Raw genomic sequence first — 26,225 nt, 5'->3', positions numbered from 1 at the left:
GCTGACAACGTGTCGAACTGGGATTATGCCGGGTGACGGCTATGCCTTACCCGGCCTACAAACTTTGTAATATCAACACGTTATTCGTGACATCTGTAGATTATACCTTACCCGGCCTACAGACTTTGGAATATCAACACGTTACTCGTGACATCTGTAGGCCTGATAAGCGAAGCGCCATCAGGCTGATAACAAACTCAGGACAAAAAAGACAACGGATGGTTGAATCTGACAATCAGTTTATTCAGTTCAGTAGAATGGGCCAGCCCCAACTTAGCGATGACTCTCATTTTATGAGTCTGTATCGTTTTATAACTCACGCTGATCAGACTCGATATCTCGCCGGGCGAATATCCTCTCACCAACAAACTGAGGATTTGTTGTTCACGATCGCTCAGCCGTTTTTGCGAACGGAATAAGCGCGGATTCCAGCACTCCCCCGTCAGGGTTGTCAGTCGACCAAAATCACGCAGCGGTGATTTATCGGTCAGCACAATGGCCTTTTCAACATACAGCAACTCAATGCACAATTTCGCCAGACGGTCATCGGCAATCACCACCACGGCATTATCGTAAACCTTAAAGCGGTTCTTATTTAAATAGCTCACGAAATCTGCGTAAGACTGTTCGTGGCTGATAATATTAAAAATCATCAGCCGATGGCGATAACGTGCAGAGTAATCCACCATCACCTGCCAGGGGACATTCGTCACCTCGGCATTTTTACTTTTCAAATACGTTGAGACACTGCTGCCGACAAAATCTTCATTTCCACACATCAACATAAAGTTCACCTTCCTTTATAAACTTTTCAATTTGTTACTCATCAAAAAATGAATAATGACCTTTTCGACATCCAACGCATCGCGGGGATGTTTAAATTCGAACTTGCAGGAGATCTGCTGACAAGAATAAAGCTGATTGTTTTCATCAAATTCGTTAATAGCAACAACGTTGACCACCCGGAGATCGCAATGCAAACGACCAAACTGTTCAAAATCGAGGAGTGCCCCTTTGATCAGCGCATTTTTATAAAGAAAGCGGGTATTTATTTTTTGTGAGATCAGTGCACAACCACCGCGAGAGATATTTTTAATCTGCAGCACGTAGTTCTCACCATTTTTATAGCGACCAGAACAGTAAAAGTGATATCCCTTTAAAAAAGAGAAACGCTGATGCTGGCGGCGCTGGACCAATAAGATCACTTCAGGTATGCGATACGCCAGTCCGCACTCCAGTTTATCGGTCAGCGACTGGCTGAATCGGGCATTGAACCTGATAATGCCGCTGTCACTGTGCAAGATAAAAGACTGGATAGAAGAGAGAGGGATGTCGCTATTGTTGGCAATCACGAAGTAGTCGAAGTCAACCTTTTCTAATTGAGTGACCACGCTGGTGTCTTTAAATTTCAGTTCCACCTTGGTTTTTCTGAGAAGCTCTTCGCGAATAATGGCCACGATCTCAAATTTATTGTCCTTTGCCATCCCAAATCCCATAATAAAATCCTTATTTTGTGTTTCAGATACTTCTCATTCGTGTTTAATGACAAAAGGCTAAAACTGACTCCCGCTGATGGTTTTTTGATTACCATAAGGGATTACCTTTCAGATATTTCGCATGATATTAAGTTTTTGGCTATTTTTACTGATTAATTGATATGTAAAAACATTCAGTGAAGTGTAAAAGTGGCCCGCATTATGCGCAAAAGGAGATTAACTTAACGAAAACTGGATAATAAAAATGAATAAAATGCGATTAACTGCACGATTCTGAAATATAAAATCGATGTTTACACCATTTGCAACATAAGGGGGAGAATTGTGCTTTTTATGCACAACTTGCTGACAGGTAACGGCAAAATTAAATATCAGGGGAGCGAATGAACAATAAATGGAGATTCAGGAAGGGATAAGCGTTATCATCAGATAACGCATTTGACAGTATTGCGGAATATGTCAGACAGAATAGAAATCATACCGTAAGAGATGATGTTATCCGGCCTGTTCGATTGCAGCAGGCCGGATGATGATGGCATTAAGGTGATATTTTGCGGTGACGGCGCATCCACATCAATTTATAAGCCGCAGGGATAATAAACAGTGACAGCAGCGGCGCCGTAATCATGCCGCCGATCATGGGCGCCGCAATCCGGCTCATCACTTCCGAACCGGCCCCGGTTCCCCATAAAATAGGCAGCAGACCGGCAATGATCACCGCCACGGTCATCGCTTTGGGCCGTACCCGCAGCACTGCGCCGTGATACAGCGCATCATCCAGTTTCTCTGCGCTGAACGTCTGCGGATTGTCCAGCGAAGGGTCGGCTTCAATGGCATGACGTAGATACATCAGCATAACCACGCCAAATTCCGCCGCCACCCCCGCCAGCGCGATAAACCCGGTTCCTGTCGCCACCGACAGATGGAATCCCATCCAGTACAGAAACCAGATCCCGCCCACTAACGCAAACGGCACGCTGGTGATGATCAACAGCGCTTCCCCGACACGGCGGAAGGCCAGATACAACAGGACGAAGATGATCATCAGCGTCATGGGCACCATCAGCTTCAGCTTATGGTTCGCCCGCTCCAGCAACTCAAACTGACCAGAAAACGCGACGCTGGTACCGGGCTTCAACTGGACGTTATCGGCAATCGCCTTTTTCAGGTCGTTGACCACGGAGACCATATCCCTGTCACGCGCGTCAATGTAGATCCAACCGGTGGGCCGCGCATTCTCGGTTTTCAGCATCGAGGGACCCGGCGTGATGTTGATTGTGGCCACATCTCCCAGCGTTATTTGCTGCTTCATCGGCGTCAGAATCGGTAACTGACGCAGCGCCTGTGGGCTGTCACGGTAGCTTTGCGGATAACGCAGATTGATGGGATAACGGGCGATCCCCTCAACGGTCTCCCCCACCATCGCCCCGCCGACGGCGGAGGTAATGAACAACTGCACGTCGCCCACCGTCATGCCGTAGCGGGCCGCCTTCTCACGGTTAATGTCGATGTTGAGATAACGGCCCCCTTGCAAACGCTCGGCCAGCGCGGACGTCACGCCTGGGACGGTTCGGGCGACCTCTTCAATCTGCTCAGCCATGGCATCGATATCGGCCAGCACATTACCGGAAACTTTAATCCCAATCGGACTCTTAATACCGGTAGAGAGCATATCAATACGGTTACGAATCGGCGGCACCCACAGGTTTGCCAGCCCCGGCAGGCGGACGGTTTTGTCCAGTTCCTCAATGATTTTGTCCATCGTCATGCCCGGACGCCACTGCTCCTGCGGTTTAAGCTGAATAGTGGTTTCCACCATTTCCAGCGGAGCTGAATCCGTGGCGGTCTCCGCTTTCCCGGTTTTACCAAAGACTCTGGCCACTTCCGGTACGGTCATGATAAGCCTGTCGGTTTTCTGTAACATACTGGCCGCTTCTGCTGCCGAAATCCCCGGCAGCGTGGACGGCATGTACAGCAGATCGCCTTCGTTAATCTGCGGTAAGAACTCGCCCCCCACTTTACTCAGCGGCCAGGCAACCGTCAGGATCGAGAGCACCGCCACCAGCAGCGTGGTTTTCGGCCAGTGCAGCACTTTCAGCAATAGCGGATGGTAAATGCGGATCAAAAAGCGGTTGAGCGGGTTGCTGCTTTCCGCCGGAATTTTACCGCGGATCCACAGCCCCATCAGAATCGGGATCACCACGATCGCCAGAAACGCCGCCCCCGCCATCGCATACGTTTTGGTAAACGCCAGTGGCCCGAACAGGCGTCCTTCCTGACCCTCAAGGGTAAAGATGGGAATAAAAGAGAGTGTGATGATCAGCAAACTGATAAACAGCGCCGGGCCGACCTCCACGGACGCGTTGGTGATCACCTTCCAGCGCGTCTCGTTATCAAGCGCTTCGCCCGGATGCTGATGTTCCCACTCCTCCAGCCGTTTATGGGCGTTTTCGATCATCACAATGGCGGCATCCACCATCGCCCCCACCGCGATAGCGATCCCGCCAAGCGACATAATGTTGGCGTTCAGCCCCTGGAAATGCATCACGATAAAAGCGATACACAGCCCCAGCGGTAGCGAGATGATCGCCACCAGCGCGGAACGCACGTGCCAGAGGAACAGCGCACAGACCAGCGCCACGACGATAAACTCTTCCAGCAGCTTAGTGCTGAGATTGTCGATGGCGCGGTCAATCAACTGACTGCGATCGTAGGTGGTCACTACTTCCACGCCTTCCGGCAGGCTACTTTTCAGCGTCTCAAGTTTACTTTTGACCGCCGAAATCACCTCACGCGCGTTTTTACCGGAACGCAATATGACCACCCCGCCGGCCACTTCACCATCGCCGTTGAGTTCGGCGATTCCCCGGCGCATTTCCGGGCCGATCTGCACTCTCGCCACATCACGCAGATACACCGGCACACCGTTTTCCCCTGATTTCAGGACAATGTGATTAAAGTCATCCAGCGTTTGTAGATACCCGCTGGCGCGGACCATGTACTCCGCTTCCGACAGTTCCACCGACGAGCCGCCCGCCTCCTGGTTAGAGGCATCCAGCGCGCCTTTCACCTCTGACAGGCTAATGCCGTACTGAGCGAGTTTCATCGGGTCGATCACCACCTGATACTCTTTCACCACGCCGCCTACAGAGGCCACTTCCGACACATTCGGGATGGTCTTCAACTCATATTTCAGGAACCAGTCCTGAAGCGATCGCAGTTCCGCCAGATCGTGTTTACCGCTGCGATCGACCAGCGCATACTCGAAGATCCAACCCACGCCGGTGGCGTCCGGCCCCATTTCCGCACTAACGCCCGCCGGGAGCTTACCCTGCACCTGGTTGAGATATTCCAGCACGCGTGAACGGGCCCAGTACGGATCGGTGCCATCTTCAAAAATGACATAGACATACGAGTCGCCAAACTGCGAGAAGCCGCGCACCGTCTTCGCGCCCGGCACGGACAACATGGTGGTGGTCAGCGGATAGGTGACCTGATTCTCGACAATCTGCGGCGCCTGTCCCGGATAGCTGGTTTTGACGATCACCTGCACATCGGACAGATCGGGCAGCGCATCCACCGGCGTGTTGACGATAGTCCAGGTGCCCCAGACACTGAGAAAGAGCGCGCCAATGATCACCAGAAAGCGGTTGGCCACCGAGCGGCGAATAATCCATTCAATCATCTGCGTTCTCCTCAGTGCGCATGGGCCGCATTGCCGGACGTCGCCGACGGTTGCTGCGCGCGCATTCGATCCAACGCCCCCGAAATGTTGGCTTCCGAATCAATCAGGAACAGGCCGCTGGCAACTACCTTCTCGCCTTCGTCCAGCCCGGAACGGATCGCCGTCACCCCCTGTGAGGCCTGGAAGACGGAGACCGTCTTCGGGACAAAACGGCCATCACCGTCCACCGTGATCACCCGCTGCTCGCTGCCGGTATCGATCAGCGCTTTAGACGGGATCAGCAGCATCGGCTCACTTTCCGTTTTCAGATTGAGATAAGCATTCATCCCCGGTTTCAGCGCTTCGTCCGGATTTTCGACTTCCAGACGCAGTTGCAGCGTCCGGGTAGTGGTATCTGCACTGGGCAGCAGCGTCCACTTACGGAAAGCGAATGACTTATCCGGACGCGCCGGAACGGTCAGCGAAAACGATGACGCGTCTTTAATCAACCACGCGATGGATTCCGGCACGGAGGCCGTGACCCACACCGGGTTCATCCCCTGAATTTTCGCCACCACGTTATCTTTGGCGATGTTCATGCCAGCGCGTAAATCAAAGGCGGTAATCACCCCGTCAATGGGGGCGGTGAGAGTAAAGCGGGTCTGAATTTTGCGCGTTGCGGTCAGACGTCGAATATCCGCGTCCGGCATACCGGCCAGACGCAGCCGCTCCAGAATCCCCTCAATCTGGGTTGTCGTACCGCCGGTCTCTTTGAGCAGCAGATATTCGCTCTGCGCCTCCACCCAGTCAGGGATCGTGAGTTCGAGCAGCGGCGCGCCTTTTTTCACCTTATCGCCCACGGTTAGCGGCCAGACTTTCTCGACAAACCCGGCGGCCCGTGCCTGCATGATGACAAACTGATACTCGTTGTAGCTGACGTTGGCCGGGAACGTCTGGGCGAACGTGAGAGGACCACGGCGCACGGCCTCGGTCTTCACACCGAGGTTTTGCGTTTGTGTCGGATCGATATGGACGCCCGGCGCAGCGCCGCTGGCAGACTCTTCATCGGCATATTTCGGCACCAGATCCATATCCATAAAGGGCGATTTACCGGGTTTATCGAAGCGGGTATTCGGGTACATCGGGTCGTACCAGAACAGCACGGTGCGGGCTTCTTTTTCCGTGGCAGGCGGTGTCGCCGCCGACGGGTGCGCGGCGGCGAAATACGCATAGCCGCCCACGGCGATAATGCCGCCCGCCATCATGCTGCCGATAATCAGCGCGATATTTTTCATGAGGTCATGCTCAACGTTAAAATAAGAGTGAATTACTGGCTTTTAATATCCTGCAATAAAGAGAGATTGCCCTGCTGGATAAACGTAAACGCCACGTTGTCACCCGCTTTTATATCGTTGAGCTGCGTTTGCGGCGTGATGGTAAAACGCATGGTCATTGCCGGCCAGTTCAGCGCGGGAATAGGACCATGCTCAATGGTGACTTTTTTGCTTTCCCTATCAACGCTTTTCACCACGCCGGTGGCGCTGATTACCGGGCTTTGTTCGGCGGCAGGCATGGCGCTCATCATATCGCCGTGATGGTGCTCATTAGCCTGAGCGTTAATCGCCAGCGTCGAGAAAACCGCGAATACCACTGCTTTAAATACTGTGTTCATTTTAATCTCCCATGATGTCATTTGATTTATTCCAGCCAACCGCCGCCAAGCGCGGTATAGAGCGTAATTTCGTTAACCTGCCGGGCATAATTAAGGTCAAGCAGGGTTTGTTGTGTCGTAAAGAGCGAACGTTCGGCGTCCAGCACGTCGATATAGCTCACCGCACCGTTGCGATAAAGCGCTCTGGCGCGCTGAAGGGTGATTTGTAGCGAGGACAGGTAACGCTGCTGACCGCGAATCTGATCGGCCAGGCTCTGGCGCAGCGCCAGCGCATCGGCAACCTCTTTGAAAGCGTTCTGGATCTTCTGCTCGTAATTGACCACCGACTGCTGCTGGCGGATTTCAGCCAGATCGAAGTTGGCCTGATTACGCCCGGCGTTGAAGATGGGTAACTCCACCTTCGGAATGAAATTCCACATCCCGCCTGCCGCCGAAAACAGCGTTGAAAGGTCGCTGCTGCTGCCAGAAATTCCGCTGGTCAGCGTAATGGAGGGAAAAAATGCCGCCCGCGCCGCGCCGATATTGGCATTCGCCGCCATCAGCGCATGTTCGGCTTCCATAATGTCCGGGCGTTGCAACAGGATGTGCGATGAAAGCGACGGCGGTAACGTCACGCCGTTGAGATCGCCGACGTTCTGTCGCGTGTCATCCGGCAGTGCGCCATAGCTCCCCAACAACAGTTGCAACGCGTTGTTCGCCTGCGCCAGTTCACCCTGACGCTTCGCGATGTCACTGCGGGTACTTTCGATCACGCCGCGCGCCTGTTCCAGTGCCAGCACGTTGGTCGTGCCGGTGACCAGTTGTTTTTCCACCAGCGCATAGGCGCGCTCATAGTTGCTCAGCGTTTCTTGCGCCACCTGGAGCTGCGCGAAGGCCAGACGCTGATTGAAATAGCTCTGCGCCACGTTGGACACCAACAGAATATGCACCGCCCGACGCGCCTCTTCACTGGCGAAGAAGTTCTGTCGGTCGGCTTCGCTCATGTTTTTCAGTCGGCCAAAGAAATCCAGATCAAAGCTCAGGTTCAGTCCGGCCTCATATTCACGCGTACTGCGGGTGTCGCCCTTGAGCTTTCCACTCCAGTTTCCGCTGCTTTCTGCGTTCAGTTGCGGATAACGATCGGCATCGGTGACCCGGTATTGCGCCCTCGCCTCCTGCACTTTTAGCGTCGCCATGCGTAAATCGCGGTTGTTGCGCAGCGCCTCGTCAATCAACGTTTTTACCTGTGGATCGACGAAAAACTGCCGCCAGCCGCTGTCCTGATAACCCGCCGGTGACGTCACCAGTTGGTTCTGGCTCAGAGAAAACTGTTGCGGCACCGGGAGCGCCGGGCGCTGATAGTCCGGCGCGAGTGAACATCCTGCCAGCAGTAACGCCATCGAGAGCGTGAGAAACCTAAAATTACGCATAAGCCTGATTTTCATGTGGGTTGATATCAGCAACTTTACCTGGCGCTCTCTGTTCAACCCGTGACAGCAAAATGACAAAGCTGTCATTTTCCCAGAATGCGATTGCTATCCGATCTGGCTTCTCTAGAATTGAGGGGCCCCATGACATTCGCGTGGTGAAGGAGAACGTGTTGAAGATTTTGATTGTCGAAGATGAGAAAAAAACCGGTGAATACCTGACCAAAGGGCTGACGGAAGCTGGCTTTGTTGTCGATCTTGCCGACAACGGTCTGAACGGTTACCACCTGGCGATGACCGGTGAATACGACCTGCTCATCCTTGACATCATGCTGCCCGACGTCAACGGCTGGGATATCGTCCGGATGCTGCGTAGCGCCAATAAAGGTATGCCGATTCTGCTGCTTACCGCGCTGGGCACCATCGAACATCGGGTGAAAGGACTGGAGTTAGGGGCGGATGATTATCTGGTTAAGCCCTTTGCTTTTGCCGAACTGCTGGCGCGCGTAAGAACTCTGCTGCGCCGGGGAGCCGCGGTGATTGTCGAAAGCCAGTTTCAGGTAGCCGATCTGACGGTTGACCTGGTGAGTCGCAAAGTGAGTCGTAGCGGAACGCGCATCACGCTCACCAGCAAAGAATTTACCCTGCTGGAGTTTTTCCTGCGCCACCAGGGAGAGGTGTTGCCCCGCTCGCTGATTGCCTCTCAGGTGTGGGACATGAATTTCGACAGCGATACCAACGCCATTGATGTCGCCGTGAAGCGCCTGCGCGGCAAAATTGATAACGACTTTGAACCTAAGCTGATTCAGACCGTGCGTGGCGTGGGATATGTGCTTGAGGTGCCGGATGGTCAGTAAGCGATTTTCCCGCCCTTTTTCGCTGGCGACGCGTCTGACCTTTTTTATCAGCCTCGCGACCATTGCCTCTTTTTTTGCCTTTACCTGGATAATGGTCCAGTCGGTAAAAGTGCATTTTGCCGAACAGGACATCAACGACTTAACCGAAATCAGCGCCACCCTTGAACGTATCCTCAGTCCCTCCGACGAACCGGAATCCCGGCGGCTGGAGATCCTGAAAAACGTCGTGGCCGGTTACTCAAACGTGATCGTTTCGCTGGAGGATGCAAACCAGCAGGCGCTTTTTCATTCCCCTCATGTACCGGACATCCGGCAGTTTCTGGCCCGCGCCACGCCGGATAAAACCGTTCCGGGTGGCAACGTCTATTTGATTAACGGTCCGTCGATGCAGATGCCAGGCCACGGCACGCATTCCACCTGGCGCATGATCCGCCTGCCGGTCGGGCCGCTGGTCGAGGGCAAACCGGCCTATACCCTGTATCTGGCGCTGTCGATCGATTTCCACCTGCATTACATTAACGACCTGAAAAACAAGCTGATCATGACCGCCTCGATCATCAGTATGCTGATCATTCTTATTGTGCTGTTTGCCGTTTATAAAGGGCACGAACCGATCCGCAGCGTCAGTCGACAGATTCAAAACATTACCTCGAAAGATCTCGACGTTCGCCTGGATCCCCAATCGGTGCCCATTGAACTGGAACGGCTGGTGCTCTCTTTTAATCACATGATCGAGCGTATTGAGGACGTTTTTACCCGCCAGTCCAATTTTTCTGCCGATATTGCCCATGAGATCCGCACCCCCATCACCAACCTGGTGACACAGACGGAAATTGTTCTCAGCCAGCCTCGTAGTCAGAAGGAACTGGAAGAGGTGCTCTATTCCAACCTCGAAGAGTTTAGCCATATGGCGAAAATGGTCAGCGATATGCTGTTTCTGGCGCAGGCCGATAACAACCAACTGATTCCGGAGAAAAAAGCGCTCAATCTGGCGGATGAAGTCACGAAAGTGTTCGACTTTTTTGAAGCGCTGGCGGAAGAGCGGGAAGTCGGACTGCATTTTGAAGGGCGTCCATGCCTGGTTTCCGGCGATCCCGGCATGCTGCGCCGGGCAATAAGCAATCTCCTCTCCAACGCGATGCGCTATACGCCGTCGGGCCAGAGCATCACCGTGCGACTGAAAGAGGCGGACGACCAGGTGCACATCATCATTGAAAACCCGGGAACGCCCATCCCTGCCGAACATCTGCCACGGTTGTTTGATCGCTTTTATCGCGTGGATCCGTCCCGCCAGCGCAAAGGAGAAGGCAGCGGTATTGGCCTGGCCATCGTGAAATCCATTGTGACAGCGCACCACGGAACCGTGTCGGTGACCTCAGATACCCGCGTCACCCGTTTTATTCTGAGTTTGCCTAAAGAGCAGGTCTGACTGACCTGCGCTTCACCTCTTCAGCATTGCAGACTCTAGGATTCATCCTAAAAAAAACAGCCACTTACCTTTACTTATTTTTCATCACTACATCTTTTTTACATTTCAATCACAGTTGGACCTTTGCAAATCCGTCTCTGTGACAACGTGGTTGACCGTCATTCTTCTTTCTTCTGGCCGATAACATCTTGCACGCCATCCAGTGGATACCCCCTGCCCTGGCAGCATTTCATCACCAAAACTTCAAACTACTGCACAAAGTCTTTTACTGAAAAAGAAAAAAAATCCGAAAAATTACCCCGTTACCGATCCTGAAGCATTCCGGAAAGTATTATCCCAGGCCTTATCATGAGCAATCTGGCGCTTACTACTCAGCGCTTTTTTTTCATTATTGTTAATATTGCGTTGATATTTTTTAAACAGATGAAATTTTAATTATTGCAAACCAAATAAAGCAAAGTTTGTTTTTTATTGTGGAATGAATCGCTGAATGATACCGTCGCAATACCTATTAACCGTTATAAATACAAACAGGAGATTACGTGAAAGATTATGCAATATAACCTCCTGTGGCTTGTTTGGGGGCTTTGGCTTTACCTCATTATACATTACGGCATAGGTGACCAACATTTTTATATCACGTTAAAATCGCGATGGAAGATTATTGCCGTAATTATTTTAAGCTGTGGTTTAATTTATGCCGTTTATTTACTTTCATCATCGATGAGGATCCGCACCATGTTTAAACGTAAAGCGCAAAACACGATTTTTGCTGATACCAACGCAGATATTAACATTGCATCTTCTCTTGATTCTTCCCAGGTTTCCTATCTGGGCGACGACGTCGAAATCACCGTCAAACCCTCGCAAAGCGTACAGATGGAACCTTCCGTTGCTGTCATTCCTGAAACCTGCATTATTAAGGGTGAACTGAACTCAACCAGCGACATTCACGTTAATGGTCGCATAGACGGTATTATTCGTTCAGAGAAAACGGTTCACATTCTAAGAAGTGGACATGTTGAAGGTGACATTATTGCTTATGCTATCGCCGTTGATGGCGTGCTGAATGGAAACTGTATTGGTGGCGAGGTCAGTATAAACGCGCAGGGTATCGTGAATGGTCAGGTGAAAAGTGATTCTCTGGCTATCCATAAAAATGGGCGCTTCTACGGTAACTCTTTACCGCGCACAGAAGAGGAAGACCATGAAAATGCGTTCATTTCTGCGATGGATGCGGTGAAAGAAAACACGGTCGATATTTCAAACTTTCATAGAGAATAATGTCGTTATCTGTATGCCGGATGCCGGCGAAGCCTTATCCGGCCTACACTTCCAGAAAGCCCTCCTTCCTTATCCTGTTTAGACAACAACGGATTGATGAGTCATAGCAAAACCGAATCCCACTGACTGCACCAGAGAACGCCTGAGAAACGGATAAGATCGTACGCTAAGGCTCTTCGTACAGGTCGCGTTGAGCAAGAAGCCGATGTGAATCTCCCCATTGATGGAAAAACCGTCTGGCAACACCTCCCCCCTCTCCTTTTCTTTACCCCGCAACAGAATCAACCCAGATATCATCCTGAAATGAAGTGACTCCACAGCCTTCTTAATGAAACACGACACCGGTCTCTGGCATAGAGATAAATGCACCAGGTTGTTTTGATTTTTAATAATGACTGTGCTGAACCATAACATATTTTTAAAGCCTATCTCTGTCTTCCTGTCAGCAACATTCAGATAGCTTAATTTAAGGGATTTATATCATCTTAAATGAGCTCGCTCTTTATAAAGCGGCCTGGTGATTCAAAGGTCGTACAATTTAATTAAACAGATTAAAATGTGAAAATATTTTAATTTGTCAGCATTTTATCCTGCAAAACATCTTAAATAAGAAACATAATATAAAAATAGGATTGTTCTTATTCACCGTAGTTACCCATAGCATAAAAAACGAAATATTGTTTATCCTATACCCAATGCGTGTAATGGAGAGATTGTGATTCACTCACAAATACAAGCATCGTGGGCATCTCAGAAAGTTAGGATGATTTATTTTTAGGGATATAAATAAAACATGATTAAATGCAAACTAAAAACGACCGCTTTATTGATCGGCGTTGCGCTGTTCGCAAACAACGCAACGGCAAAAATTACCGATCTGGGTGATAATCGGATCACCGGTAGCGGTGTGTTAGATAATGGCAGTATCTATCAGGGAATTGGGGTTATTGGCGAAAATAATACTATTTCCATCGAAAACAATGGTAGCGTGACGATTAATTTTGATGGTGAGAGTTTCTATGTTCCCATCCCTACTGATATAAGCCAGATACATCAAGGATATACGCAGAATCTTGCTGTCTCGATAGCCCATGGTGGCACGCTCAATTTAGGGTCGGGTTCCACTATCAATGTGGAACATAATCTGTATCCCCTCTCCGGTACAACGTCACGTTTCGCCGCGGCGGTGAGTATTTCCACTAATTTTGATACGCCAGTTGGTACTGTTCCCATCACTACCAGCGGTATGGGAAAATTAATCGCTGATAATCTGACCGTTAATATCAATAATACTCGCAATGATATTGAATATGCGGTTGCGCTGGACGGCGATCAAGATGATGCCTTCTTTAATCTGACCGGCCTGACGACCCTTAACTCAACAACAAGCGGCGCCAACGGGAGTGCAGTAGGCGTGTACGTCAAGCGCGGTACCAGCGTTTCGGCAGAAAACCTGCTTGTGAACAGTACGGGGACACTCTACGCGGCGGGTATTTACTCTCAGTCTGGAATTACCTCTACCCCTATAGACAAAGTCAAGCCCGCTAACGTGCAGTATCAGAACGCGGTGATTAATGCCACGGCAGATGAATATGTCGATGGCATCGGTGCTGTTGGCGGCAACGTCGAAGCATTGGGCGATACCACGATTAACGCCACCATAAACCAGACTGGCGGTTTGATCTCCGGCATCTGGTTATCCAACAACTTTGGGCAAACCGGCCTCGACATGGCCTCGAATGTCACGTCGCATGGTAAAGCGCAGTTGCTGATGAAGGCGGGCGCCGACGGTACGCAACTTCACGCGGTGGAGTCAATGGGGTCATCTCAGTTCACTGCAAACCAGTTATCTGTACTCATGGATACTCAAGGCCATCAGCAGACGGAAGGCATTGGGTTGTATGCAGGGAAATCTACGACTGCTGCCACAGCGGGTAAAATCACGCTGAATGGCGAACTGGACATTGATGTCGCAGACGACAGCCGCAGCGGCAACTGGCGCTACATCCACGCGGAAAACGGTGGCGAAATCACGCTAAATGGCGGCGCTCGTCTGGGGGTTGGCTATAACGATCCTGATGTTACCGCGATTCAGGCAAGCAACGCCGGTACTCGCGTTATCGGTAATGCGCAGAAAATGGAGATTGTCGGGACCATTGAGGCCAGCGACGCCGGGGTTATCGATCTCAGCGCGAACAATGCCTCCCGCATCACCGGTGGATTTATCACTGAGTCAGGCGCTACCAGTAATCTGGCGCTGAGCGAGGCCTCCGCATGGAATATGACGAAGGATTCGCAGCTTACCGACCTGACCCTGAGCGACTCCACGCTGAATTTCATGCATGAAAATGGCCTGGCCCGGCGGGCAACGCGCAGCAGCGGGACGTTCAAAACGCTCACCGTGGCGGGTGACTATCAGGGCAATGAGGGTCATATTGTCATGAACACCGCCCTTGGCGACGACAGTTCGCCAACCGACAGGTTGATTATCGAAGGTTCTACCCACGGTACTACCAACGTCACGGTCGTCAACGCAGGCGGAGCGGGTGCGCAGACCACTAACGGCATTGAACTTATCACCGTTAACGGCACGTCCGATGGCGAGTTCAGACAGACCGGGCGCATCGTCGCCGGCGCGTATGACTACACATTGCGTCGCGGTAACGGAGTGGATGCCGCCAACTGGTATCTGAGCAATCTGCTGCCTTCTGAGGCACCGGTTCAGCCAGAGCCAATGCCGGAAGAAGGCGAGAGCGCCATTCGTCCAGAAGCGGGCCTGTATGCCGTCAACCTCGCGGCGGCAAACTCGTTGTTCAATACCCGTCTGCACGATCGCCTTGGCGAAACCCACTATGTTGACGCCCTGACCGGCGAAGAGGCGGTTACCAGCCTCTGGCTGCGCAATGTGGGGGGACATACCCGCCAGCGCGACGACTCCGGCCAGTTGAATATGCAGAGCAACCGCTACGTAGCACAGCTTGGCGGCGATCTTGCGCAGTGGAGTTCGAATCACGCAGACCGTTTCCACCTTGGTCTGATGGCCGGTTACGCTAACCAGAGCAGCCATGCGAAGAACAAGCGCAACGGCAACCGTGCAGACGGCCATGTCAATGGCTACAGCGTGGGCATTTATGGCACATGGCTGCAGGACAATGACACGCTGGAAGGAGCCTATGTGGATACCTGGGCGCAGTACAACTGGTTCCACAATACCGTCTCCAGCGACGCCGTTGATGAGGAAAAGTACAAATCCAAAGGCTTCACCGCATCGGTTGAATCCGGCTATACCTGGAAACTGGCGGATATCAGTGAGCGCAACGCGCTGTACATTCAGCCCAAAGCGCAACTGACCTGGATGGGTGTGCGGGCGGACGATCATAAGGAAGCCAACGGTACCCGTGTTGAAGGCAAAGGCGATGGCAACTTGCAGTCTCGTGTTGGCGTCCGTCTGTATGGTCACGGTCACAACAAGCTGGATGCTGGCAAAGACCGCAACTTCCAGCCGTTTGTGGAGGTGAACTGGATCCACAACACCAAAGACTTCGGTACCTCGCTGGGCGATCGGGATGTGAATTTAGCCGGCAGCCGCAACATTGGCGAAGTGAAAGCCGGTGTTGAAGGCCAGTTAACCAAAAATGTGGCGCTGTGGGGCAACGTTGCGCAGCAGGCTGGCGATAAGGGTTATAGCGATACCTCAGTGATGCTGGGCATTAAAGCATCGTTCTGATAAAAGGCATTGATGAACCAGGGGGCGGATCCTCCGCTCCCTCTTCACTGCGGGTCAATGGGTTTTATCCGCATGAGGTATAAACAACGGGTTATGCCGTTTTAATTATTCGCAACGCGCATACCGGCCAGGCAAATGCGCACACAATTTCGTTTCTTCATGATAAAAGTCCGACAGGTTTCGTTGATAGTCGGACGGCGTTACCCCACAGAGCGCTTTGAAGTCTTTGGTAAAGTGAGCCTGATCGTGGTAGTCCAGGTCACAGGCAAGCGTTCTGAGAACATCCCCTCCCCGATTGATGCGACGACACGCTTCGTTGATTCTGAGGATTCTGACAAACGATTTCCACGACAAGCCGATTCTCGTCTGGCATAACCGGTTGATATGCCGGGTGCTGTAAGACGTCATCTCGCTCAGAGTATTAAGACGAAGCACGCCATGCGCGGAAGAGGAACAAGCAAGAACCTGCTGCATCAGCCCGTTTTCTGTGGCAACACAGGGATGACGGACTAATGCCTCGTCGATGGCCTGAAGCAGAAACAGATAAGATTCATGATGCAGTTCAATCACAGGAAGAAATAGCCGTTCCAGAGAAGGCGCGATGGTCTCCAGAAGGTATTGCCTGTTTTGCAATTCATCTAAAGGCATGCTGCCCAGAAGCCCAAACGCGCCGCCGGGCAAAAACTCCACCAGAATCCGCATGGTGATCGTATTGAAGTCCCGCGTAACCTGGTACGGTTGGCTGCAAGGCCCCCAAAAGAGCTGCTGGACACGCTCACGGGCTATAGTGAAAACAAGGCAGCCGCTGGCGTCAGGAACAATCGTCAATGGCTGTTGCGTCTGCTCACAATCGCAGCGTAATTGCACGGTATAGTGGGAAACAATGTGACGTAAAGGCTCAGACGGCGCGAAAAAGAGCTGCGTCGCCGCGCTGTGTCGGTTGCCGACAATTTGCTTCAATCCGCCTGTCTCTGGGCGGCAACGCGGTACATTTTGATATTCCCTCATAGAAATGTCCCTTTTTTACAACGAGGAATCTGGATTATATCGTACCTTTCTTCTCATCAACTGTAGAAATTTTATTATTGTGCGATTCATGCATAACAATGTAATCACGCATCAACACTATGAGGTGACTATGTCCAGCATCCTGAAAGGAATTAATGTGTTATTTGTCGCCGGGTTTGGTCCTGTCACAACAAACACAGAAGAAAGTGCGTTTTTATATAAAGACGTACTGCAACTGCCGCTTGAAACTATTGACGGTTATGACGGATATCTGCAAACGCAAAACATCCCCGGCGTGAAGTATTTTGCTGTCTGGCCACTGGATAAAGTGGCCCTCTCTTGTTTTGGCTCATCTGAATGGCCTGCCAGTTTACCTGTTCCCCAAGCCTGGCTCGAATTTGAAGTTGACGACATGCAATCCGCGTCCGAAATTTTAAAGGAAAAGGGATGTAACTTATTGACCTGTATGCAGGAAGAACCCTGGGGACAAACTGTCACCCGCTTTCTCAGTCCTGAAGGGATCATCATGGCAATATCGTATACCCCGTTTTTGCGCAAAGCGTCAGAACGAGAATAGCGAGTGAATGCGGGCTACGTGCCTCTATATCTCCAAAGCGCAAAAAGACTATCCGGTTTTCCGGATGGTCTTTCTGTCATGGTGATGAACGCTTAACTCTCCGTATTAATAGGAACAGATATGAAATCACCGAAAGATAAAATTGAGATTTGTTTTTTCCTGATAAAGAATAAATACCAGCAAAAACGACGGTAAAAGAAAGGGAAATGAATTTATGAAAACATATCAACTCCATCGTGGCAGACTTATCGACCATATCCAGCTCGTGGTTAACGACTTTAACGCCAGCAAAGCGTTTTACACTGCCGTCCTGACGACGCTGGAAATCCCGATCGTAAGCACAACGGACGATTATTTCTGGGCAGACGAACTGGTCGTGTCTTCGGTGAAAAGCGCAGGAGCGCTGGGAGTACCGACAGGACGTCATCATCTTGCCTTCCAGGCCAACGATCGTGACAGGGTGGATGCCTTTTATCGTGCAGCAATGGCGCATGGGGGACGTGACAACGGAGCACCTGGCGAACGCCACTACCACTCCGGGTACTACGCAGCTTTCGTGCTTGATCCGGATGGTAACAACATTGAAGCCGTCTATCATGGTGAAGCGCAGCGCAGTACACCATCAGTGGAAATCAGCTTCAGCCTTTAGGTGTCTGGTTCAGGGCTGCTCAGACCGTGTTTCCCAAATGGAACTGAAAAAACTGGAGGTCTTAGACGGTTTCGAGCCACAAATTGACCCGATTTAAACGACGATGCCCCAAATATGTCCCATGAAGGAAATATGGAGTCTGGAGGAAATGGTTAACTCGTTGAGTTCTAATGGCGCCCCCTACAGGATTCGAACCTGTGACCGACGGCTTAGAAGGCCGTTGCTCTATCCAACTGAGCTAAGGGAGCAGAGAACTGCAATGCGGACTGATACAAAACTGGTCGGTATTATACGTTCACAACCTTAGCGGTCAATGGCTTTCCTCTCAACTGCTTGAGTTGTGAGCATCCTCTCTTCCTGGAGCCTCACCTCGCCTGGCGGATCGCCGTGTAAATCCCCCCTGACAGAAAGCGATAACTGACAACGGTCTTCACTTCTGACAAAATAGCGCCATCCCCTTTGACGTGTAGTAACAGATGGAATCCTCTCTCTGATGGCAGCAAAGATTATTGACGGTAAAACGATTGCGCAGCAGGTGCGCTCTGAGGTTGCTCAAAAAGTTCAGGCGCGCATTGCCGCCGGACGTCGAGCCCCGGGCCTGGCTGTAGTCCTGGTAGGCAGCAACCCGGCCTCACAGATTTATGTGGCAAGCAAGCGTAAAGCCTGTGACGAGGTGGGATTCGTCTCCCGCTCGTATGACCTACCGGAAACCACCAGCGAGGCGGAACTGCTTGAGCTGATTGATACGCTCAACGCCGATAACACCATCGACGGTATTCTGGTGCAGCTGCCGCTTCCGGCGGGCATCGATAATGTCAAAGTGCTGGAGCGGATTGATCCGGATAAAGACGTGGACGGTTTTCATCCGTACAACGTCGGTCGTCTGTGCCAGCGCGCCCCGCGTCTGCGCCCCTGCACACCGCGCGGGATTGTCACCTTGCTTGAGCGTTACAACATCGATCTCTACGGCCTGAATGCGGTCGTGATCGGCGCCTCTAACATCGTGGGGCGTCCAATGAGCATGGAGCTGCTGCTGGCCGGTTGCACCACCACGGTAACCCACCGCTTCACCAAAAATCTGCGTCACCACGTTGAGCATGCCGATCTGCTGATCGTTGCCGTCGGTAAACCGGGCTTCATTCCAGGTGACTGGATCAAAGAAGGCGCTATCGTGGTGGATGTTGGCATCAACCGTCTGGAAAATGGCAAGGTCGTCGGCGACGTGGTGTTTGACGATGCAGCCGCACGTGCCTCATACATTACGCCCGTACCGGGTGGCGTAGGCCCCATGACGGTCGCCACGCTTATCGAAAACACGCTACAAGCGTGCGTTGAATATCACGATCCTCAGGACAACTAACATGGCGACATTTTCTTTAGGCAAACATCCTCACGTTGAACTGTGCGATCTGCTGAAACTGGAAGGCTGGAGCGAAAGCGGCGCCCAGGCGAAACTTGCCATTGCCGAAGGGCAGGTAAAGGTTGATGGCGCGGTGGAAACTCGCAAACGCTGCAAAATCGTGGCCGGGCAAACCGTCAGTTTTGCCGGTCAGGCCATCACCGTAACGGCCTGAGTTGTCTGACGCCTCACCCGAACTCTCCTGCGGGGATGTCGGGTTGAGGTTCCCCTCTTCTTTTCCCCTATCTCCCTGTGACCATAATGGTTAATTATCGATCAACTTCAAAGAATCACTATTTCATTTGATGAAGCGTGAAATTTAAGTGGCGCGAAACGCCCTCCTTCATCACGATAAGTATAACGTTCTACTATAACGTTCTACTATAACGTTCTACTTACAATAACAGCGCTAAAAAAGTGCTACTCGGGGGAAATCAGCATGAGTCTGATATCAGGGTTTGTTAAATCGTTGTCTAAATTATCAATGATTGGTCGCGCCTTAATGCTGCCAATTTCACTGCTTCCCGCTGCGGGCTTGCTGCTGGCCTTCGGGGATAAATTCCATTTACCGCTGATGATGAACGCGGGCGGTGTTATCTTTGATAACCTGCCGATGCTGTTTGCCATCGGCTCTGCCGTCGGTCTTGCCTCAGAATCCGGTATCGCAGCACTGTCGGCAGCGGTCTCTGTGTTTGTCACCAATATCACCATCAGCACGGTGCTGAGCATCACGCCGGAGATGGCCTCCCAGGGTGGAAAATACGCGATGGTGGTCGGTATCCCGACCCTGCAAATGGGCGTCTTTGGCGGTCTGATCTGCGGTATTCTCGCCGCCTGGTGCTACAACCGCTTTCACACCATGCAATTGCCGGAATTCCTCGGTTTCTTCTCCGGTAAGCGTTTTGTGGCGATCGCCACCGCGTTTCTCTCCTTTGTGCTGGGATTGCTGCTGCCCTACGTCTGGCAACACATTCAGTCCGGTATCGATGCGCTTTCGGTGGTTGTCAACGGCGATAATCAGGCGGTCTCAACCTTTATCTTTGGCCTGGTTGAACGTGCGCTGATCCCGCTCGGGTTACATCACATCTGGTATCCGTCCTTCTGGTACTCCTTTGGTGATTACACCACTCAGGCCGGTCAGGTGATCCACGGCGATCAGACGATCTGGTTCAAAATGCTGGAGGAAGGGGTTAAATCTTTCAGTAGTGATACCTATCAGAACGCCGGTAAATTCATGCAGGGTGAATTTCCGCTGATGCTGTTTGCCCTGCCTGCGGCCTGTCTGGCGATGTATCACGAAGCGCACACGAAGAATAAGAAAATTGCGGCCGGTATTCTGTTCTCGGCGGCGCTTACCTGCTTCCTGACAGGGATTACCGAGCCGGTTGAATTCACCTTTATCTTCGTGGCGCCGATTCTTTACGTCTTCAACGCCATTATGGCGGGGCTGGCCTATATGACCATGTACCTGCTGCATGCGCATATTGCCAAGTCGTTCTCTGCCGGTTTCATCGACTACCTGTCGTTTGGTATCCTGCCGTCCTTCAATGGCTATCAGACCAACTTCCTGAACGCCATTATCATCGGCGTGCCGATGGCGTTGATTTACTACTTTACCTTTCGCTTTGTCATTCGCCGTTTCGACATCAAAACGCCAGGCCGTACCGAAGTGACCGCCAATGCGAACGACAAAACGGATACAGAAATTGCCACTGAGATCATCGGCCTGCTGGGCGGCGCGCAAAACATCGATTCTGTCGGTTCCTGCATTACCCGTCTGCGCCTGGAAGTGGCGAAAAGCGACGAGGTTGATAAAGACGGTCTCAATGGTCTCGGCGCGCGCGGCGTAGTCTTTGTCGGCGACAACGGTATCCAGGTGATTTTCGGTGCCAGAGCACAGTTTATCGCCCAGACCATGTCCACGATGATCGGCAAATAATAAGATGCCTGAATGACACGTCTCCTGTACGCTGGGAGACGTTGTCGTATCTGGCTGATAACCGGTAATTTTCAGGGAGCGATTTTGAAGAAAGTCAGCATTATTGATGTCGCAAAGCAGGCGGGCGTCTCGGTTTCAACCGTCTCGCTGGTGCTACGCCAGAAAGGGAAAATCTCAGAGGCAACGATTGAGAAGGTCCATACTGCCATCAATACGCTTGGCTATGTTCATAACATCGCCGCAGCGAATCTTCGTGCCAACACCTCCAACTTGATCGGACTGATCCTGCGCGATTTCAGTGACAGTTTCTCCATCAAGGTGATGGCGAGTATTGTTCAGGAACTGGAAATGCAAGGCTTTATGGTTTTTCTGGGTCAGCCACAGGATGATCGGACAAGCCTGGAGCGCTGCTTGCTCTCCTTCAAACAGCAAGGTGTGGCTGGTGTCATCTATCTGTCGTCAGACCCTACTCGTACTGTACTCCCCGAACAGGTGCGCCAGTGCCCTTTACCATTGGTTGTCGTATCTCAATCGCTGATTGAAGAAAACTGCAATCTGGTGATGCGAGATAATCGCCAGGCAGCAAGCCTTGCCACCCGCTATCTGATTGAACGCGGACACCGCAGCATTGGCTATATTGGCGGTCGACCAGACTGTCTGATTCGCCAGCAGAGATTACAGGGTTTTCGCAATACGCTGGCACAAAATGGCATGGTCTATAAAGAAGAGTCGACCCCTGCATGTGACGATGATACCTACGCCGCCAGCATTGCCACCCGCAATCTGTTGGAACAAAATAACACTATCACGGCTCTGCTTTGCCACTCACCCAATGCCATTATTGGCTGCATAAGCGGTATCCATCAGGTCGGCCGTACCCTCGGTAAAGATGTATTTCTGACCCAACAGGTGGCGCTGATTGGTTTTGAAGATATGCTGCACGTAAATCTCACCTCTCCATCGTTTACCTATGTCTCTTCCGCCAGTGAAGAAACCGGAAGACAGGCCGCCGGGTTGATCATCGGCCAGCTAAAAGAACCAGAGAGACAGATACAACGGATCACGCTGTCAGGCCAGTTGATCACCCGGGAATCGGCATAGAAAAGAAAATGCCCGGCAAAACCGGCAGGCGTTACAAGACTCATCGACCCGCGGCGGGTCGCACATCAACAACAGTAATTTCGTACACCATCGTAGAAGAAGGCGGGATCTCCGGTGGACGTCCTTGTTCACCATAAGCCAGTTCAGGCGGAACGGCCATAATCAACTTGCTGCCTTTGTTCATTTTGCTGATAGCTGAATTAAATAACGGTGGGAAATTGGCCAGCGGCAACACTAATAGCTTCCCACTTTTCGCCATATCTTTGATCACTTTACCGTTGGAAAGGCTTTCCTTAACCGCAATCGCCACCTCGTCAGTGGGCGCGATTTTACCCCGCCCTTTTTGAGTTATGCGGTAGTAGTAGCCCATATCGGCTCGTTTCGTTCCCGGTTTGCTGCTAAAAGTACTGATGAAATTGTTACTCTTATCCGCTTTGGCACTGGCACTTTTCTGCCGTTCCATGGCCTTTTTATTCATGACATCCAGTTCAGCCATGAGCTTACTTTCCGGTACTTTATACTGCCCTTTGATCGAGTCAGAAACCCCGCTTATCACCTGCGTCAGTTCCAGCAGGAATCCATCAGTCTGGACATTCGCCATCGCCCCTCTGACTTCCTGGCCCCACAGCGTTCCCAGAGCATAAGAACGAAGTTGTTCTTCAGAGACGGGGGCCGGCGTCGTAGCCCCAGCCTTGGTGGTCGATAAAGTGGCAATTTGCTTATTTTGCGCATCCAGTTTTGCCGTCGCTTCAAGGAGTTTTTTCTGCGCTTCATCCTGCTGGGTCTTATTTTTTGCCAGCATCTCCCTCGCATCAGCCAGAGATTTATCATTGTCGCCCAGACTGGTTCGCAAATCAGTTATCTGTTTTACCTGTTCGGCAACCTGGTTCTGGCTATCATTCAGTGATTGTTTCAGCTTCGCCGTTTCATTCTGGCTTTTATCCATGGCTTGTTTCAGCTCAGCCACGGCAGTGCTGTCACCCGCTTTGGCTTCCACCAGCGCCCTGGCATTCGCCGTTTGCTCAGCCGTCAGTTCTGCCACCTGTTTATTCAGCGCAATGCCCTGATTCTGACTGTCGGTCAGGCTATTTTTCAACGTTACCAATTCCGCCCGGCTTTTTTCCAGAGCCTGTTTAAGCTCAGCCACAACGTTGCTGTCACCCGCTTTAGCTTCCGCAAGCGCTTTGACATTCGCCGTTTGCGCAGCCGTCAGTTCGGCAATCTGTCTATTCAGCGCAGCGCCCTGATTCTGACTGTCGGTCAGGCTATTTTTCAACGTTACCAATTCCGCCCGGCTTTTTTCCAGAGCCTGTTTAAGCTCAGCCACAACGTTGCTGTCACCCGCTTTAGCTTCCGCAAGCGCTTTGACATTCGCCGTTTGCTCAGCCGTCAGTGCGGCAATCTGTTTATTCAGCGCTGCGCCCTGATTCTGACTGTCAGTCAGGCTATTTTTTAACGCGGCTGATTCTGCCTGACTTTTACTCAGGGTCTGTTTCAGCTCAGTCACGGCGTTACTGTCGCCCGCTTTGGCTTCCGCCAGCGCCCTGGCATTCGCCGTTTGCTCAGCCGTCAGTGCGGCAATCTGTTCATTCAGCGCAGCCCCCTGATTCTGACTGTCGGTCAGGCTATTTTTCAACGCGGCTGATTCTGCCTGACTTTTACTCAGGGTCTGTTTCAGCTCAGCCACGGCAGTGCTGTCACCCGCTTTGGCTTCTGCCAGCGCCCTGGCATTCGCCGTTTGCGCAGCCGTCAGTGCGGCAATCTGTTTATTCAGCGCTGCGCCCTGATTCTGACTGTCAGTCAGGCTATTTTTTAACGCGGCTGATTCTGCCTGACTTTTACTCAGGGTCTGTTTCAGCTCAGCCACGGCAGTGCTGTCACCCGCTTTGGCTTCTGCCAGCGCCCTGGCATTCGCCGTTTGCGCAGCCGTCAGTGCGGCAATCTGTTTATTCAGCGCTGCGCCCTGATTCTGACTGTCAGTCAGGCTATTTTTTAACGCGGCTGATTCTGCCTGACTTTTACTCAGGGTCTGTTTCAGCTCAGCCACGGCAGTGCTGTCACCCGCTTTGGCTTCCGCCAGCGCCCTGGCATTCGCCGTTTGCTCAGCCGCCAGTGCGGCAATCTGTTTATTCAGCGCAGCGCCCTGATTTTGGCTCTCCGTTAATAACTTTTTAAGCTGGGTAAGCGCCAGATTGTCACGTGTTTTCTCCGTGGCAAACTCAAGAGAATTCGCCACTTTCTCAGCAAGCAGGTCGGTTAACTGTGTTTTAAGTTTATTAATTTCATTCAGGTTTTCTGCCAATTGTTTTTGCTGCACTGCCGCGGCATTACTTTTATCTTGCTCGCCGTCATCGTGCAAAGCCGCCAACTGATTTTCTCTCTCTGCGAGTTGTTGATTTGCACTCTGCAACTGTTGTTGCAGAGTGGCTATCTGTGTTTGCGCATCGCTTAGCGATTTATGAAGTGCAGCGGTCTCCTTTTCACTGACGGGAGCAATCTGAATCCCACTCAAATCGCGTTTAGTTGCTTTTGGCTTGTGTTTTTTAACCGATCGCGGTGCTGAAATAACGGGAGCAGGCAAATCGATAGTTTTTTCTGTCAGTAAGGCGGGAATATCACTGGTCTGAGAGGTAATGATATCTAACGATTGTACTGCTGCTGTATTATCTCTGGCTAAAGCATCCCCTACAGCAATACCACAAATAATTAAAGGAAGGGTAAAAAAAAAAGAGGTTTCATTTTTAACGCGTTCATTTAAAACCCTCCCCTCTGTTAATCAAAGATTGACGAACGGTTTGTTCAATATCGCTACACAGCTTTTGCGTTTTATATTTATATAGCGCATCCATGGTATCCCGCGTTTGTGAACCGATATCTTCACGCACGGACGTATAAACAGACGCGCTATCCAGCAATTGTTCAAATGCCGCTTTCTTTTTCGCATATTGATTCTGATTCACTTTAGAAAGAGCAATCAGTTCTTTCTGGCAGGCTGACGCTGCTCCTTCAGATACCTCAACGCTGGTTGCTTTTGGCGCAGCAGGGGTTATCTGAGGCGAAGGCAACGAACTGGAAACGACAGAGGTTGGGGCGTTTTTCCCTGTTACTAATTCAGACTGTGAATGTTGTTGGCATCCGGTAACAAGCACCGGGGCTATCATTAACAATATTTTTAATGCTTTTTTGACATATCTGTTCGATGTACGATAAGTCGTCACAATGCAATCCCTCAAAAAACGGCCAACTACTAACACAGAAATAAAGAATAGAGTATCTTGCCATTATGCACACACAAAAAAGTGCTACACAATCCTTCATTATCAAAAACGCACACTTTAGGATTTCATTCAGAATTTATATATACATTCATGAAAACATCATTAATCAAAAAATTCATTTACATAGCAAATATATCTCACTCAGGATATCTTAATGTATTCATTTATTTCGGATGATTATTATGCCAACCATTATTACCCATGCCGCCGTCCCGATTTGCCTTGGACTGGGCCTGGGGTTGAAAGTGATTCCCCCGCGTTTACTGTTTGCCGGGATCGCTCTTGCAATGCTACCGGACGCCGATGTGCTTTCGTTTAAACTCGGTGTGTCCTATGGAAACGTGTTCGGACATCGCGGATTTACCCATTCGCTGCTGTTCGCATTAGTGGTTCCGCTGGTCTGCGTGTGGGTGGGGCGACGATGGTTTAAAGCCGGGTTAATGCGTTGCTGGTTATTTTTGACAGTTTCGCTGCTGTCGCACAGCCTGCTCGATTCGATAACCACCGGTGGCAAAGGCGTTGGCTGGCTTTGGCCATGGTCGGACGACCGCTTTTTCGCACCGTGGCAGGTGATCAAGGTCGCGCCGTTTGCTCTGTCGCGCTATACCACGCCATACGGGCACCAGGTCATTCTTTCCGAGTTACTGTGGGTGTGGTTGCCGGGAGCGCTGTTGATGGGGTTGCTGTGGTGGTACCGACGACATTAATTTGCCGGATGGATGAAACCATCCGGCATGAC

At 51.3% G+C, this 26,225-nt stretch carries 20 protein-coding genes and 1 tRNA gene; 11 read left to right on the top strand and 10 right to left on the bottom strand.

The window, feature by feature from the left end; genetic code table 11:
- Positions 1–197: 197 nt before the first annotated feature.
- The 6 genes from F384_RS02380 to F384_RS02355 form a co-directional block, all read right to left on the bottom strand.
- Positions 198–785 (bottom strand): helix-turn-helix transcriptional regulator, encoded by a 588-nt coding sequence (locus F384_RS02380; protein ID WP_046477143.1) that lies wholly within the window; start codon positions 783–785, stop codon positions 198–200.
- Positions 786–800: 15 nt separating this feature from the next.
- The gene (locus tag F384_RS02375) at positions 801–1,496 is read right to left on the bottom strand and encodes a flagellar brake protein (protein ID WP_046477141.1); all 696 of its coding nucleotides are present in this window, start codon (positions 1,494–1,496) and stop codon (positions 801–803) included.
- Between the two features lie 538 nt (positions 1,497–2,034).
- Positions 2,035–5,181, bottom strand: coding sequence for a CusA/CzcA family heavy metal efflux RND transporter (locus F384_RS02370; protein WP_046477139.1), 3,147 nt, complete (start codon positions 5,179–5,181; stop codon positions 2,035–2,037).
- Between the two features lie 11 nt (positions 5,182–5,192).
- Entirely contained in the window at positions 5,193–6,455 is a 1,263-nt protein-coding gene (locus F384_RS02365) for an efflux RND transporter periplasmic adaptor subunit (RefSeq protein ID WP_046477137.1), read from the bottom strand.
- A gap of 32 nt (positions 6,456–6,487) precedes the next feature.
- Positions 6,488–6,832, bottom strand: coding sequence for a cation efflux system protein CusF (gene cusF / locus F384_RS02360; protein WP_046497645.1), 345 nt, complete (start codon positions 6,830–6,832; stop codon positions 6,488–6,490).
- 26 nt (positions 6,833–6,858) lie between these two features.
- Complete coding sequence (locus F384_RS02355) at positions 6,859–8,241, bottom strand: efflux transporter outer membrane subunit (RefSeq protein WP_046477136.1); 1,383 nt, start codon at positions 8,239–8,241, stop codon at positions 6,859–6,861.
- Between the two features lie 170 nt (positions 8,242–8,411).
- Between F384_RS02355 and cusR the strand changes: the two genes are divergently transcribed.
- From cusR to F384_RS02330, 4 genes are all read left to right on the top strand, one after another.
- Positions 8,412–9,095, top strand: coding sequence for a copper response regulator transcription factor CusR (gene cusR, locus F384_RS02350; RefSeq protein WP_046477134.1), 684 nt, complete (start codon positions 8,412–8,414; stop codon positions 9,093–9,095).
- The gene (locus F384_RS02345; protein WP_046477133.1) at positions 9,085–10,524 is read left to right on the top strand and encodes a Cu(+)/Ag(+) sensor histidine kinase; all 1,440 of its coding nucleotides are present in this window, start codon (positions 9,085–9,087) and stop codon (positions 10,522–10,524) included. The genes cusR and F384_RS02345 overlap by 11 nt, the downstream gene beginning before the upstream one ends.
- 552 nt (positions 10,525–11,076) lie before the next feature.
- Positions 11,077–11,808 carry a bactofilin family protein gene (locus F384_RS02340; protein ID WP_080949861.1) on the top strand — a complete coding sequence of 244 codons (732 nt, stop codon included), beginning with the start codon at positions 11,077–11,079 and terminating at the stop codon, positions 11,806–11,808.
- A gap of 793 nt (positions 11,809–12,601) precedes the next feature.
- A complete protein-coding gene (locus F384_RS02330) occupies positions 12,602–15,535 on the top strand; it encodes an autotransporter outer membrane beta-barrel domain-containing protein (RefSeq protein WP_052746875.1) in 2,934 nt (977 codons plus the stop codon).
- A gap of 105 nt (positions 15,536–15,640) precedes the next feature.
- On the opposite strand, the gene F384_RS30275 is transcribed toward F384_RS02330, so the two are convergent.
- Positions 15,641–16,543, bottom strand: a complete 903-nt coding sequence (locus tag F384_RS30275) for an AraC family transcriptional regulator (protein ID WP_226991625.1) — start codon at positions 16,541–16,543, stop codon at positions 15,641–15,643.
- 130 nt (positions 16,544–16,673) lie between these two features.
- On the opposite strand from F384_RS30275, the gene F384_RS02320 reads away from it, so the two are divergent.
- Together F384_RS02320 and F384_RS02315 are read left to right on the top strand one after the other, a co-directional pair.
- Positions 16,674–17,120 (top strand): glyoxalase/bleomycin resistance/dioxygenase family protein, encoded by a 447-nt coding sequence (locus F384_RS02320; RefSeq protein ID WP_046477128.1) that lies wholly within the window; start codon positions 16,674–16,676, stop codon positions 17,118–17,120.
- A 214-nt stretch (positions 17,121–17,334) separates the two neighbouring features.
- Positions 17,335–17,769: a VOC family protein gene (locus tag F384_RS02315; protein ID WP_046477126.1), complete on the top strand. Its 435-nt coding sequence runs from the start codon at positions 17,335–17,337 to the stop codon at positions 17,767–17,769.
- Positions 17,770–17,940: 171 nt separating this feature from the next.
- Here the strand turns inward: F384_RS02315 and F384_RS02310 are convergent.
- A tRNA-Arg gene (locus F384_RS02310) sits at positions 17,941–18,017 on the bottom strand.
- Positions 18,018–18,262: 245 nt separating this feature from the next.
- Between F384_RS02310 and folD the strand changes: the two genes are divergently transcribed.
- From folD to malI, 4 genes are all read left to right on the top strand, one after another.
- Positions 18,263–19,129: a bifunctional methylenetetrahydrofolate dehydrogenase/methenyltetrahydrofolate cyclohydrolase FolD gene (gene folD / locus F384_RS02305; protein WP_046477124.1), complete on the top strand. Its 867-nt coding sequence runs from the start codon at positions 18,263–18,265 to the stop codon at positions 19,127–19,129.
- Position 19,130: 1 nt separating this feature from the next.
- On the top strand, positions 19,131–19,343 hold the full coding sequence (gene ybcJ, locus F384_RS02300) for a ribosome-associated protein YbcJ (protein ID WP_046477122.1): 213 nt from the start codon (positions 19,131–19,133) through the stop codon (positions 19,341–19,343).
- Positions 19,344–19,607: 264 nt separating this feature from the next.
- A complete protein-coding gene (locus F384_RS02295; protein WP_046477120.1) occupies positions 19,608–21,107 on the top strand; it encodes a PTS transporter subunit EIIC in 1,500 nt (499 codons plus the stop codon).
- Between the two features lie 84 nt (positions 21,108–21,191).
- Positions 21,192–22,208, top strand: coding sequence for a Mal regulon transcriptional regulator MalI (gene malI / locus F384_RS02290; RefSeq protein WP_046497629.1), 1,017 nt, complete (start codon positions 21,192–21,194; stop codon positions 22,206–22,208).
- A gap of 40 nt (positions 22,209–22,248) precedes the next feature.
- Here malI and F384_RS02285 read toward each other — a convergent pair whose 3' ends face one another.
- Both F384_RS02285 and F384_RS02280 read right to left on the bottom strand, forming a co-directional pair.
- A complete protein-coding gene (locus tag F384_RS02285) occupies positions 22,249–24,720 on the bottom strand; it encodes an FKBP-type peptidyl-prolyl cis-trans isomerase (RefSeq protein WP_155403970.1) in 2,472 nt (823 codons plus the stop codon).
- Positions 24,721–24,958: 238 nt separating this feature from the next.
- On the bottom strand, positions 24,959–25,426 hold the full coding sequence (locus F384_RS02280; RefSeq protein WP_155403969.1) for a hypothetical protein: 468 nt from the start codon (positions 25,424–25,426) through the stop codon (positions 24,959–24,961).
- A gap of 242 nt (positions 25,427–25,668) precedes the next feature.
- Between F384_RS02280 and F384_RS02275 the strand changes: the two genes are divergently transcribed.
- On the top strand, positions 25,669–26,193 hold the full coding sequence (locus F384_RS02275; protein WP_046497622.1) for a metal-dependent hydrolase: 525 nt from the start codon (positions 25,669–25,671) through the stop codon (positions 26,191–26,193).
- The last annotated feature ends 32 nt before the right edge of the window (positions 26,194–26,225 follow it).

Source organism: Citrobacter amalonaticus Y19, assembly GCF_000981805.1.
Taxonomy (GTDB): domain Bacteria; phylum Pseudomonadota; class Gammaproteobacteria; order Enterobacterales; family Enterobacteriaceae; genus Citrobacter_A; species Citrobacter_A amalonaticus_C.
This window is presented reverse-complemented; position numbering and strand designations above follow the sequence as displayed.

What these genes read in the sequence shown, in the direction of transcription:
- ybcJ (WP_046477122.1), top strand. Translation starts at nt 19,131, where the DNA reads ATGGCGACATTTTCTTTAGGCAAACATCCTCACGTTGAACTGTGCGAT.
- F384_RS02330 (WP_052746875.1), top strand. Translation starts at nt 12,602, where the DNA reads ATGATTAAATGCAAACTAAAAACGACCGCTTTATTGATCGGCGTTGCG.
- F384_RS30275 (WP_226991625.1), bottom strand. Translation starts at nt 16,543, where the DNA reads ATGAGGGAATATCAAAATGTACCGCGTTGCCGCCCAGAGACAGGCGGA.
- F384_RS02275 (WP_046497622.1), top strand. Translation starts at nt 25,669, where the DNA reads ATGCCAACCATTATTACCCATGCCGCCGTCCCGATTTGCCTTGGACTG.
- F384_RS02355 (WP_046477136.1), bottom strand. Translation starts at nt 8,241, where the DNA reads ATGCGTAATTTTAGGTTTCTCACGCTCTCGATGGCGTTACTGCTGGCA.
- F384_RS02380 (WP_046477143.1), bottom strand. Translation starts at nt 785, where the DNA reads ATGTTGATGTGTGGAAATGAAGATTTTGTCGGCAGCAGTGTCTCAACG.
- F384_RS02365 (WP_046477137.1), bottom strand. Translation starts at nt 6,455, where the DNA reads ATGAAAAATATCGCGCTGATTATCGGCAGCATGATGGCGGGCGGCATT.
- cusF (WP_046497645.1), bottom strand. Translation starts at nt 6,832, where the DNA reads ATGAACACAGTATTTAAAGCAGTGGTATTCGCGGTTTTCTCGACGCTG.
- F384_RS02345 (WP_046477133.1), top strand. Translation starts at nt 9,085, where the DNA reads ATGGTCAGTAAGCGATTTTCCCGCCCTTTTTCGCTGGCGACGCGTCTG.
- F384_RS02315 (WP_046477126.1), top strand. Translation starts at nt 17,335, where the DNA reads ATGAAAACATATCAACTCCATCGTGGCAGACTTATCGACCATATCCAG.
- F384_RS02340 (WP_080949861.1), top strand. Translation starts at nt 11,077, where the DNA reads ATGCAATATAACCTCCTGTGGCTTGTTTGGGGGCTTTGGCTTTACCTC.
- F384_RS02375 (WP_046477141.1), bottom strand. Translation starts at nt 1,496, where the DNA reads ATGGGATTTGGGATGGCAAAGGACAATAAATTTGAGATCGTGGCCATT.
- F384_RS02295 (WP_046477120.1), top strand. Translation starts at nt 19,608, where the DNA reads ATGAGTCTGATATCAGGGTTTGTTAAATCGTTGTCTAAATTATCAATG.
- F384_RS02320 (WP_046477128.1), top strand. Translation starts at nt 16,674, where the DNA reads ATGTCCAGCATCCTGAAAGGAATTAATGTGTTATTTGTCGCCGGGTTT.
- F384_RS02370 (WP_046477139.1), bottom strand. Translation starts at nt 5,181, where the DNA reads ATGATTGAATGGATTATTCGCCGCTCGGTGGCCAACCGCTTTCTGGTG.
- folD (WP_046477124.1), top strand. Translation starts at nt 18,263, where the DNA reads ATGGCAGCAAAGATTATTGACGGTAAAACGATTGCGCAGCAGGTGCGC.